Source organism: Clostridium sp. Marseille-Q7071, assembly GCF_965112025.1.
Genome location: NZ_CBCOPR010000001.1, coordinates 2,808,857 through 2,821,145 on the forward strand (window position 1 = coordinate 2,808,857; position 12,289 = coordinate 2,821,145).

The 12,289-nt window shown below is 27.0% G+C and carries 12 protein-coding genes; 10 read left to right on the top strand and 2 right to left on the bottom strand.

Going from position 1 to position 12,289, the window contains the following annotated elements:
• Window positions 1–170 precede the first annotated feature (170 nt).
• The 10 genes from ACWPW7_RS13240 to ACWPW7_RS13285 all read left to right on the top strand — a co-directional run bounded on the left by ACWPW7_RS13240 (window position 171) and on the right by ACWPW7_RS13285 (window position 10,834).
• Window positions 171–311: a hypothetical protein gene (locus tag ACWPW7_RS13240; protein ID WP_454053881.1), complete on the top strand. Its 141-nt coding sequence runs from the start codon at window positions 171–173 to the stop codon at window positions 309–311.
• 187 nt (window positions 312–498) lie between these two features.
• A complete protein-coding gene (locus ACWPW7_RS13245; RefSeq protein ID WP_454053882.1) occupies window positions 499–1,227 on the top strand; it encodes a pseudouridine synthase in 729 nt (242 codons plus the stop codon).
• Window positions 1,228–1,231: 4 nt separating this feature from the next.
• Window positions 1,232–1,774: a tRNA (mnm(5)s(2)U34)-methyltransferase gene (locus ACWPW7_RS13250; protein WP_454053883.1), complete on the top strand. Its 543-nt coding sequence runs from the start codon at window positions 1,232–1,234 to the stop codon at window positions 1,772–1,774.
• A gap of 423 nt (window positions 1,775–2,197) precedes the next feature.
• Entirely contained in the window at window positions 2,198–3,073 is an 876-nt protein-coding gene (locus ACWPW7_RS13255; RefSeq protein WP_039630280.1) for a MurR/RpiR family transcriptional regulator, read from the top strand.
• A 268-nt stretch (window positions 3,074–3,341) separates the two neighbouring features.
• On the top strand, window positions 3,342–4,694 hold the full coding sequence (gdhA, locus tag ACWPW7_RS13260) for an NADP-specific glutamate dehydrogenase (protein WP_039630282.1): 1,353 nt from the start codon (window positions 3,342–3,344) through the stop codon (window positions 4,692–4,694).
• Between the two features lie 464 nt (window positions 4,695–5,158).
• Complete coding sequence (locus ACWPW7_RS13265; protein WP_454053884.1) at window positions 5,159–6,382, top strand: NAD(P)/FAD-dependent oxidoreductase; 1,224 nt, start codon at window positions 5,159–5,161, stop codon at window positions 6,380–6,382.
• Window positions 6,383–6,384: 2 nt separating this feature from the next.
• On the top strand, window positions 6,385–6,741 hold the full coding sequence (gene aroH, locus ACWPW7_RS13270) for a chorismate mutase (RefSeq protein WP_454053885.1): 357 nt from the start codon (window positions 6,385–6,387) through the stop codon (window positions 6,739–6,741).
• Between the two features lie 33 nt (window positions 6,742–6,774).
• Entirely contained in the window at window positions 6,775–7,443 is a 669-nt protein-coding gene (gene cmk, locus ACWPW7_RS13275; RefSeq protein ID WP_454053886.1) for a (d)CMP kinase, read from the top strand.
• Between the two features lie 55 nt (window positions 7,444–7,498).
• Window positions 7,499–9,421, top strand: a complete 1,923-nt coding sequence (locus ACWPW7_RS13280; protein ID WP_454053887.1) for a bifunctional 4-hydroxy-3-methylbut-2-enyl diphosphate reductase/30S ribosomal protein S1 — start codon at window positions 7,499–7,501, stop codon at window positions 9,419–9,421.
• 558 nt (window positions 9,422–9,979) lie between these two features.
• Complete coding sequence (locus ACWPW7_RS13285) at window positions 9,980–10,834, top strand: GNAT family N-acetyltransferase (protein ID WP_454053888.1); 855 nt, start codon at window positions 9,980–9,982, stop codon at window positions 10,832–10,834.
• 35 nt (window positions 10,835–10,869) lie between these two features.
• Here the strand turns inward: ACWPW7_RS13285 and ACWPW7_RS13290 are convergent, their stop codons facing one another.
• Together ACWPW7_RS13290 and ACWPW7_RS13295 are read right to left on the bottom strand one after the other, a co-directional pair.
• Window positions 10,870–12,066, bottom strand: a complete 1,197-nt coding sequence (locus ACWPW7_RS13290) for a pyridoxal phosphate-dependent aminotransferase (RefSeq protein WP_454053889.1) — start codon at window positions 12,064–12,066, stop codon at window positions 10,870–10,872.
• Between the two features lie 20 nt (window positions 12,067–12,086).
• Complete coding sequence (locus ACWPW7_RS13295) at window positions 12,087–12,269, bottom strand: hypothetical protein (protein ID WP_039630296.1); 183 nt, start codon at window positions 12,267–12,269, stop codon at window positions 12,087–12,089.
• Window positions 12,270–12,289 lie beyond the last annotated feature (20 nt).

A 12,289-nucleotide genomic window follows, 5' to 3' on the forward strand; every position in this document is an offset into this window, starting at 1 on the left:
TCAGCAAAGCTTGCTTGGAATTTCATGAAAAAATAATTGATAGCAACACTATTAGTAAAAACTATAGGTGTGCTTGATAAAAAATATTTGCTTTATTTTCCACTAGTTATTTTTAGACCTTTCACATAAATTTTTGCAAGATGATAATGCTAATTTTAGGAGGTGAAAATATGTCTAAGAAAAATAAAAAAGAAGATATTAAATTAAAATCTCAAATGACTTCTATGGTTCAAGAAAGTGAAGATAGTAGAACTTCTAAAACAGGATTTATGGAAATGATGCCTAACTCAAAACAAATACTGAAAAAATAATATTTAAAGAGCTAGACATCTAGCTCTTTAAATATTATTAACAGAAGAAATTACAAAAATAATTGTGATTTTTAATCCTTTACTATTAATTATAGAACTATTAATTGATTTTTATAGTTTTAAATATTATAATTCAAATGATGATTATTGAGTTTGACTAACTAGAATATAATTAGGAAGTGGTAATTTGCAAGAAAGACTACAAAAATATATGGCATCCTGTGGAGTTGCATCAAGAAGAAAATGTGAAGAAATAATATTAGATGGAAAAGTAAAAGTTAATGGCACAGTAATTACAGAGTTAGGATTTAAAATTAATCCTGAACTAGATATAGTACTATTTAATGATAAAATAATTAAGCCAGAAGGAAGAAAAGTCTACATAGCACTTCATAAACCAGAAGGATATGTATCTACTGTCAGTGATGAAAGAGGTAGGAAGACAATAATTGATTTAATAGATGTTAAAGAAAGAATATATCCTATTGGGAGGCTAGATTATGATACCTCAGGATTGATATTATTAACTAATGATGGAGATGTCTATAATAATGTAATACATCCCAGGGAAGTTATTAATAAGGTTTATATAGCAACTGTAAAAGGTATACCTACAAAGGATGAAGTAGAAAAGCTATGTAAAGGTGTAGATATTGGAGGATATATAACTGCTTCATCAAAATGTACTATAATTAAAAAAAATACTGAAGATAAAAATAATATAACATCTGATTTAAAAATAATTATTCATGAAGGTAAAAATAGGCAAGTAAGAAAAATGTGTGATGCAATAAATCACAAAGTTATAAAGCTTAAGAGATTATCAGTAGGTAAAATTCAATTAGGAAATTTACCAAAAGGTAAATATAGATTTTTAAATGAAGATGAAATAAAATACTTAAAAGGTGGGAAATAAGTTATTGTTTAAATATGTAAGCGACGTAAGCAGTTTATCTCAATATATTATAAAAAACTATTCAATTGATAATAATGTAGCAATTGATGGTACATTAGGAAATGGGTATGATACTGATTTTTTAAGTAGTTTTTTCAACAAGGTTTATAGTTTTGATGTACAAGATATAGCTATAGAAAAATATTCTGAAAAGAAAAAGGAAAATGTAATTTTAATTAAAGATTGTCATAGCAAACTAAAAGAATATGTAAAAGAAAATGTAGATGTAGTAATGTATAATTTAGGATTTCTACCTGGAGGAGATAAAAAAATAACTACTGAAACAATCACAACTTTAATTAGCATAAAATCTTCTGTAGAAATATTAAAACCAGGAGGAATAATAACCATAGCAGTTTACATTGGACATGAAGAAGGAGAAAAAGAAAAGAATGAAATATTAAAATATGTTTCTGATTTACCGAAGGATAAATATGGAGTAATGCTTCATAAGGTTATAAATAGAAGTGAAAAAGCTCCTCAATTAATTGTAATAGAAAAGAAATAATTAAATTTATAAAAAGATTTTATTATAAATAATAATTAGTAACTTTACATAGTATAATGATAGATAGTAAATTTAAATAATTGTAAGATATAAAAATTTAATTAGAATATGAAAAAATAATTATTTTAATGTATATAACGATTTAGACATAATATTATTATATACATGTAAAAAAAGTTGATATTTCAGAATAATAGCTTGAAAATAATACATTAATTTGAAATTTCATAAAAAAGAAAAGTAGCATATTGCATGAACTTAAAAAAGAAATGAAGCCAATATTTCAAAATACAAAAAAATGAAATATTTATTGATAAATGGTTCACAAAATGTTAAAATGAAACAGTAAAAAAGTTAAAAGTGAAGTAAATAAAAAAGCATATAGTTAATAATTTCTTCATTTTATGAAGGGGTGGTTTAATAATGGATAACAATAATCAAGATCTTATGAGAATGATACAAACAAAATTTCCAAGACTAAGTAAAGGACAAAAGCTTATTGCGGAGTATATATTAAAACATTATGATAAAGCAGCCTTTATGACTGCTGCTAAACTTGGAACTAGTGTAGGCGTAAGTGAATCTACAGTAGTTAGATTTGCTAATCAATTAGGGTATAGTGGTTACCCAGAACTTCAAAAGGCTTTACAAGAGCTTATTAAAAATAAACTTACAACAGTTCAAAGAATAGAACTTTCAAATGATTTTATAAGTCATAATAATGCATTGAAAGGTGTTTTAAAATCTGATATTGAAAATATACGAGTCACATTAGAAAAAATTAATCATTCAGCTTTTGATGAAGCTGTTAATAATATTTTCAAAGCTAAGAATATATACATTATTGGATTAAGAAGCTCTACTGCCCTTGCAGACTTTTTAGGATTCTATTTAAATTTAATATTAGATAACGTTAAAATTGTGTCTTATGGTATGAGTGACATTTTCGAGCAAATGTTAAATTTGTCTGAAGAAGACTGTGTAATTGGGATAGGATTTCCTAGATATGCTATGCGAACTATAGAAGCATTAACTTTTGCAAAATCTAGAAAGGCAGCAGTAATTGCTATAACTGACAGTGTATTATCTCCTTTAGCAACTAGAGCTGATTATACTTTAGTAGCAGAAAGTAATATGGCTTCTTTTGTTGATTCCTTGGTAGCACCATTAAGTGTTATTAATGCACTTATAATAGCAGTTGGGTTAAGAGAAAAAGAAAAAATCTCTAAAACTTTTAATGATCTTGAGAACGTTTGGCAAGAATATCAAGTTTATTCTTATAAAAAGGAAGAAAAATAAAAAAAAATTATTGATTTCTGGAACAACATGTCTTATGATGATAATTGTAGGACATGTAATCGTTTTAGAAATTAATAATTTTTTATCATTTAATTTCTAAAATATAATTTCCTTCATAAATGTTAAAAAATTTTTAATAATTAAGAAGGAAAAATTGCATTTATAACGAATTATATAATATAAATGAAGGATTTAATATTAATTTTTTTAATATTAAAATATATTAAATTTAATTAAGATAATTATTTCATTATTAGGGGGTAATAGCATGGATACTAAAGCTTATATTGAGCAAGTATTAGAAAATGTTAAAAAAAGAAATAGTAGTGAGCCAGAATTTATTCAAGCAGTTGAAGAGGTTTTACACTCTTTAGGACCAGTTTTAGAAAATCATCCAGAATATATAAAGGCTAATATTTTAGAAAGATTCTGTGAACCAGAAAGACAAATCATGTTTAAAGTACCTTGGACAGATGATAATGGAGATGTACATGTTAATAGGGGATTCAGAGTACAGTTTAACGGAGTTATAGGACCATATAAAGGTGGTTTAAGATTCCATCCTTCAGTTTATTTAGGAATAATAAAATTCTTAGGATTTGAGCAAATATTAAAGAATTCATTAACTGGACTTCCAATAGGTGGAGGTAAAGGTGGTTCTGACTTTGACCCAAGAGGAAGATCAGATGCTGAAATCAGAAGATTCTGTGAAAGTTATATGACTGAACTTTATAGACATATAGGACCAGATGTTGACGTTCCAGCAGGTGATATTGGGGTTGGTGCAAGAGAAGTTGGATATATGTATGGACATTATAGAAGAATAAGAGGAGCTTTTGAAAATGGAGTTTTCACTGGAAAAGGATTATCCTATGGAGGAAGCTTATTTAGACCAGAAGCTACAGGTTTTGGTGTAGCATATTTCTGTGAAGAAATTCTTAAACATGAAGGAACAGATTTTAAAGGTAAAACAGTAGCTTTATCAGGATTTGGTCAAGTTTCATGGGGAGCATGTAAAAAAATTGCTCAATTAGGTGGAAAAGTAGTTACAATTTCAGGACCAGATGGATATATTTACGATCCTAATGGAATTATAACTGAAGAGAAAATTAGCTATCTATTAGAAATGAGAAATTCAGGTAGAGACAAAGTTAAAGATTATGCAGATAAATTTGGCGTAGAATTTTTCCCAGGACAAAAACCATGGGGTGTTAAAGTTGATATTATAATGCCATGTGCTACTCAAAATGATATACATTTAGAACATGCTAAACAAATAGTTGCTAATGGAATAAAATTTGTTTGCGAAGGCGCTAATATGCCATGTACAAACGAAGCAGTGCAATATTTCTTAGATAATGGATTAATTGTAGGACCAGCTAAGGCTGCCAATGCAGGTGGAGTTGCTACTTCAGCTCTTGAAATGTCACAAAACAGCATGAGATTATCATGGACAGGAGAAGAAGTTGATGCTAAACTTCGTCAAATAATGACTAATATCCATAATAATGCAATGAAAGCTGCGGAAACTTATGGATTTGGTTATAACTTAGTTGCAGGAGCTAATATTGCTGGATTTGTAAAAGTCGCTGAAGCAATGCATGCACAAGGAGTTTATTAATTTTAAAATATATATGAAGAGAATTCTCTAGGGAATTCTCTTTCTTTACGATTAGAACTGTTATTATAATTTAATAATCAAGCAATTTATTGTTAATATTATATATGTAACAATTAAAATTAATTGCTGATCTATTTTAATATAAGAGGTATGAAAGAAAATAACTAGTAAAAACTAAATTCTAGGCTTCTCTAAGATATGTCTATAGATATTCATAATAGATAAGATATAATTGAGTTCTAAAGATTCATTATGTTAAAGAATAAACTAATATATTGATTGATTATTTTTGAATATACCTAAAGAAAAAGACTGCAATTGTGCATTATATACTGTGAATTGTAAATTAATAAATCGTGACTAGCTGTCACGATTTTCTTCTAGTTAATTGATATATACTAGATATTGAAGTATAATTTATAAGTCTAAGTAGGAATTTTGTAGAAAATTTAGGTGGTGAAGTAATGTCAAAAGTTGTAGTAATTGGCGGAGGTCCAGCTGGTATGATGGCTGCAATATCTGCAGTTGAAAATCATAGTGTAATATTATTAGAAAAGAATGAAAAACTCGGTAAAAAGTTATTCATAACTGGTAAAGGGCGATGTAATGTGACCAATGCTAAGGAAATAGGGGAGTTTTTAAGTTATATCCCTACTAATCCTTATTTTTTATATAGTTCTCTATATACTTTTACTAATGAAGATACAATGAATTTTTTTCAATGTAGAGGAACAAAGTTAAAAGTTGAAAGAGGAGATAGAGTATTTCCGAGTTCTGATAAATCTTCAGATATAATAAAAACTTTAGAATGTGAGTTAAAAGAGAAAAATGTAAATATTATGAAGAATAGTGATGTAAAAGAATTTATTCTTCAAGATGACAAGATAAAAGAAGTAGTATTGCAAAATGGTAAAAGCATTACTGGTGATTATTTTATAATGTGTACAGGAGGTGTTTCTTATCCTCAAACTGGTTCAGATGGAGAGGGATTAAAACTTTGCAAAGGTATTGGACATAACATTATTGAATTAAAACCATCCTTAGTACCTGTAGAAATAGAAGAAGAGTTTGTTAAAGAACTTCAAGGATTAGCATTAAAAAATGTGGAATTAACCCTTAGAGATAGCAAAAATAAAATTTTTTTTAAAGAATTAGGAGAAATGCTATTTACCCACTTTGGAATATCTGGTCCGTTGGTTTTAAGTGCTAGTAGTAGCATAAAGAATAATGAAAAATATAAAATAATAATAAATTTAAAACCAGCTTTAAGCGAAGATGAGTTAGATAAGAGAGTACAAAAGGATTTTAACCAATATTTAAATAAGGATTTTAAAAATGCCTTAGATGATTTATTTCCTAAAAAGCTTATACCAATAATAGTTAGACATAGTGGCATAGATGAAAATAAAAAGGTTAATGCTATAACTAAAGAAGAACGTAAAAAACTTGTTCAGTTAATACAAAATTTAGTATTAACAGTTAAAGCTTTAAGGCCAGTGTCAGAAGCTATAGTAACTTCAGGAGGAATAGATACTAAAGAAATAGATCCCTCAACTATGAAATCAAAAATAATTTCGAATTTAAGTTTTGCTGGTGAAATTATTGATGTTGATGCCTATACTGGAGGATATAATGTACAAATTGCATTATCTACTGGATATTTAGCAGGGCAAAAGATAGGTGATTAATTATGTTATCAATAAGAGGTGCAACTACAATAGAAAAGAATGATGCCTTAGAAATAAAAGAAAAGGCTATTGAATTAATAAATAAAATTTTAGAGATAAATTCATTAAATACGAATAATATAAAGGTATTACTTTTTTCTTGCACTAGGGATATAACAAAAGCTTATCCAGGTGCATATGTAAGAGAATATTTCAATTTAAATAAAGTTAGTATTATGCATTTTAATGAAATGGAAGTGGAAAATTCATTAAAGCTTTGTATAAGAGTAACTATTTTATGTGACGAAGAAGAAAGAGATGTTAATTTTGTTTATCTTCATAAGGCAGCATCACTTCGAAGTGACATTAGCCTTAGATAATTAGCGTTTTTATATTAGAAAGGAAGATTGTGAATGAGAATGTCTGTTGCTATAGATGGACCTGCAGGAGCAGGAAAAAGTACCATAGCAAAAATAGTAGGTAAAAAGTTTAACTTAATGTACATAAATACTGGAGCAATGTATAGAGCTGTTACCTACGTAGCGATGAAAGAAAGAATCTCTTATGAAGATACAGATAAATTAATAAGTCTTTTAGATAACTTAGAAATGCATTTTGAGGGAGACAATTTGATATTAAATGGAATAGATATTACATCAGAGCTAACAATGCCTATAATTAGTAATAATGTATCAAATTATGCAGCCTTATCTTTAGTAAGGCAAAAGCTAGTAAAAATGCAACAAGCAATAGCTAAAAAATATGATGTTATTATGGATGGTAGAGATATTGGTACAGTAGTACTTAAAGATTCAAAATTCAAATTTTATTTAACTGCTAGTGCTGAAACAAGAGCTATGCGTAGATATAGTGAGTTAATAGAAAAAAATATAGAAGTAAATTATGATAGTATACTTGAAGATATAATAAAAAGAGACTATATTGATTCTAATAGAGAAGTTGATCCCTTAACTAAAGCTAAAGATGCAATTGAAGTAGATTCTTCAAATTTAACAATAGAAGAAGTGGTTGAAGTAATATGTAATCATATAAAAAATAAAATTTCTAATTGTGTTAGTTAAACTTTCTCTAATATGATAAAATAATACTAAAGTCAATAAATAGGTGGTGAAACAAATGAAGGAAATATTATTAGCGGATAAAGCTGGATTTTGTTTTGGTGTGAAAAGAGCAGTAGACACAGCTTTAAATAAGAAAAAAGAATATACTGATAACATATATACACTAGGGCCATTAATTCACAATAATGATGTAGTAGAGCTATTGAAAGAAAATAACATATACTCTATAGGTAATGATGATATAAATAAATTAGATGAAGATAATGTGGTAATAATAAGATCACATGGGGTTTCAGAAGATATCCTAAATACTTTAAAAAATAAAAAATTAAATATTGTAGATGCTACTTGTCCTTATGTTAATAATATTCAAATGAAGGTAAATAACTATTACAAACTAGGATATAGTATTTTAATTGTTGGAGATGAAAACCATCCTGAAGTAATAGGAATAAATGGATGGTGTGATAATAGTGCTATAATATCTAAAGATGGTGAAAATTTAGAAAATCTCCCAAGAAAAATTTGTGTGGTTTCTCAAACTACTGAAAAACAAAGTAATTGGCATAAGGTTCTTAATAAAGTAATAGATCAGTGTAAAGAAATAGTGGCTTTTAATACTATTTGTAGTGCTACTGAGGTAAGACAAAAATCCGCAGAGGATATTTCTAAAAAAGTAGATGCTATGGTAGTTATAGGTGGATATAATAGCTCCAATACTACTAAACTTTATGAAATATGTAAGAAAAATTGTAATAAAACTATTCATGTGGAAAATGCTGATCAAATACCCATGGATTTTATTGAAGATGTAGAAATAAAAAAAATAGGGGTGACAGCTGGAGCATCAACGCCAGATTGGATAATTAAGGAGGCTATATTAAAAATGAAAGGTGAGAACACAATGATTAATAGTGAAATGCAAGAATATGAAAAGTATATGGATGATGGTATTGAACTAAGAGTGGGAAAAGTCATTAAAGGAGAAATATTTAAAATTTCCGATAAAGAAGCATATTTAACTATAGGGGCAAAGAATGAAGCATATTTACCAATCAATGAAGTTACTAAAGATGAAAATGCCAAACTAACTGGCATTTTTAAAGTTGGTGATATGGTTGAAGGTAAAATAATAAGTGTTAGAAATCAAGATGGATATATAGTTATTTCTAGGGTTGAAATTGAGAGAGAAGAATTATATAAAGAATTAAAAAGAATTTTTGAAAGTAAAGAAATTATTGAAGTTAAGGTTATAGAAGAAGTAAAAGGTGGCATTATTTCTACATATAAAGGAATAAAAATATTTATACCTGCATCACATATATCTTTAGATAAAATTAAAGATCTAAAAACTTTAATTGGAGAAACTTTAGAGGTTAAAATCATTGAATTTGAAAAACAAAAAATTGGAATGAAGATTGTAGCTTCAAGAAGAGAAATTCTTCAAGTAGAAAAAGATAAGAAGGAAAAAGAAACTTGGGAAAGACTTGAAAAAGATCAAATAGTAGAAGGTATTGTAAGAAGAATATCAAGTTTTGGTGCTTTTGTTGAAATTGATGGAGTAGATGGATTACTTCATATATCAGAGATGTGTTGGAATAAGTTAGTGAGTCCTAAAGAAATGGTAAAAATAGGACAAACAATTAAAGTGTATATTATGGATATAGATAAAGAGAATAAAAAACTTTCTCTAAGTCTAAAGAGATTAACAGAGGATCCATGGATAAATGTTAAAAACAAATATCCTGTAGGAAATATTGTCCTTGGAAAAGTAGTCAGATTTGCTAAATTTGGTGCTTTTATAGAATTAGAACCTGGAGTTGACGGTTTAGTTCATATTTCACAAATTAGTACTAATAAAATAGATACTCCGAAAGAAGTATTAAAAATTGGAGAAGATATAAAAGCAGAAATAATGGAAGTAAATGAAGAAAATAAAAGAATATCATTAAGCATAAAAGCAGTAGAACAAATTTAAGGATTGCTGTTTATAATTAATGAATTGATTGATAGAAAGCCATCACTATGATGGCTTTTTTGATGTATAATAGATTTATAAATAGTTTATTGAGTTAGGCAAATTAGTTCTAATAATCAATTATTAGATAGTAGTTTTAAAATATAATTAAGAGTTGAAAATATCACTAAATAAGAGACTAGGAATTTAAATCTTTTTATCAATCAAAAGATTAGGATTGCTGCTTTATAAAATATGAGAAATTTAATATTAAATTGTAGACAATATTATTAATGAAAAATATTTGATTACATTGGAAAAATTACTACTCTAATTTCTATAGATGAATTTTCATATTTGATTAATAAATAATCAGCTTTTGCAGTAGTAAACCTTCAATATTTTATAAATATATTAAATAGAATTAACTAACCCAACAAGATATATTAATATAATGAATATGTATTACTAACTTAGATTAGTTTACTTATTAAATTTTAATTGTTTAAAATTTGGAATAATAGAAAAGATTATAAAGTAAAATATAGTAATCTAATAGTTAGTGTTAAGAGAGGGCATATGTATAAATGTAAAAAGCTAAGTTGGTTTAATATTAATAAATTTAAAAAATTGAGTAGAGAAAACGTATGTTTTGAATTTACAAGAGAAGACTTCTTTAAAGGTTATAATAGTTTAAATCCTATTAGTAAACTTCTATATAATAAAAATGTTAAGTTATTAAAGTATAATAGGAAATATATAGGATATATTTGGTTTACGAGAATATGTAAAAGCTTTTATAAAATTAATAGTATGACAATAAACTGTAGTAATAATGAGATAATCCTATATAGAAAGTTTTTTCAATCTTTTAAGAAAGGGAGCTTATTTGAAGCAGATGGAGGCTTTAATAAATTATTAATTGATATAGGATTTAAAGAAGTAAATAAATTATTTGAAATGAAAACTATATTAGAAGAAAAATATAATTTAAAATTACCTCCGGAAATAAGCTTTAAAACCTTTGAAATAGGAGAAGATGAAAAGATTAGATGTAGTCTTCAGAATAAAATTTTTAAAACTAGCAGCAGAGCGGAAATAGACATAGAAGATATAACATTTGAAGAAGAACAAAAATATTATTTGAATGAAGGGTCTATATTTATAAAATATGGTGAAAAATTTATAGGATATGGTCAATTAATTAAAGAGAATAATAAAGTTTCAATAGTGAATTTTGGAATATTAGATGAATTTAGGAATAGGGGTTATAGCAAGATTTTGCTAAAATATTTATTAAATATAGCTATAGATAATAATTTTAAAGAAATATATTTAAAATGTAATAGTGACAATATTAAAGCTTTAAAGTTATATAAGGAGCATAATTTTAAAATTGAAAAAGAATTTTGTACTTGGGGTTACACAGTATAAAAAGATAGATTGATAAATCAATCTATCTTTTTATTTTATCTTCCTAAAGCTCTATATTTTTCTAATCCTAAAGCAAAAATATCCATAGCATCTTTCAAAGCCTCTGTATTTAAACAATAAGAAATTCTTATTTCATCCTTGCCTAAACCTTCTGTAGCATAGAAGCCTTCAGCAGGTGCAAACATAACAGTTTTATTATTATGATTAAACTCTGTTAGCATCCATTTAGCGAAATCTTCTGAATCTTTTATAGGAAGCTTGACCATAACATAGAACGCTCCTGTTGGCTTTTCACAAGTTACTCCTGGAATTTGTGAAAGTTTCTCAAATAATATGTTTCGTCTTGTTTCATATTCAGCTTTAACTTTAACAAAATAATCTTTTGGAGTATTAACTAAATTTGCAGTAGCTAACTGTTCTATAGTTGGAACACATAATCTTGCTTGACAAATCTTTAAAATTTGTGCGATCAGTTCTTTATTTTTAGATGCTACTAAACCTATTCTAGCACCACAAGCGCTATAACGCTTAGAAATACTATCAACAAGTATAATTCTATCTTGTGCATCTTCCATATAGAGTGCTGAAGTATATTTTAAATCATCATATACAAACTCTCTATATACTTCATCGGAAATTAAGAATATATCATGTTCTTTAGCTATATCAGCAAGCATTCTTATTTCCTCTTCAGTATAAACTACTCCTGTTGGATTTCCAGGATTAGATATCATTATAGCTCTTGTCTTATGGTTTATATGTTTTATTATTTCCTCTTTTGGAGGAAGATGAAAGCCATTTTCAGCTTTTGTAAGGAAAGGAACTACATTAACTCCAACAACTTGAGCAAAACCAGAATAATTAGTATAGAACGGCTCAGGTGTTATTATTTCATCTCCATCATCAGCTATAGCTGTAAGTGCTAAAGAAATAGCTTCAGAACCTCCATTTGTTATTAATAGCTCATTGTAATCAAAGTCTATATTCCATTCTTTATAGTACTTTCTAAAACTATTAATTGTTTCATCAATACCTTGAGATTGAGCATATTTTAAAACATTGTCATGATAATTATTTATTCCTTCCATGAAAGTAGAAGGCGTTTCGATATCAGGCTGTCCAATATTTAAATGATAAACCTGAATACCTTTTTTCTTAGCAGTTTCAGCAAAAGGCGCTAATTTACGAATTGATGAATAATGCATTTTTTGAATACGATTTGAAAACTTCATTTTTAATCCTCCATTTGACTCTAAGATAGATTATTTTTATTAGAATTATTTATTTCAGCTATATCAGTGAAAGAAGTATAAGAAGATTTAATATCAAAAATAGTGCAATTTTTAAACTTTCCGCTAAAATAACTTCTTTCCTCAAATCCATTGTAACTTATAGAAATTTTCTTTTGCTTATCAATATCTTTAGCATTATACATATTATGATCCTCCTTTTAGG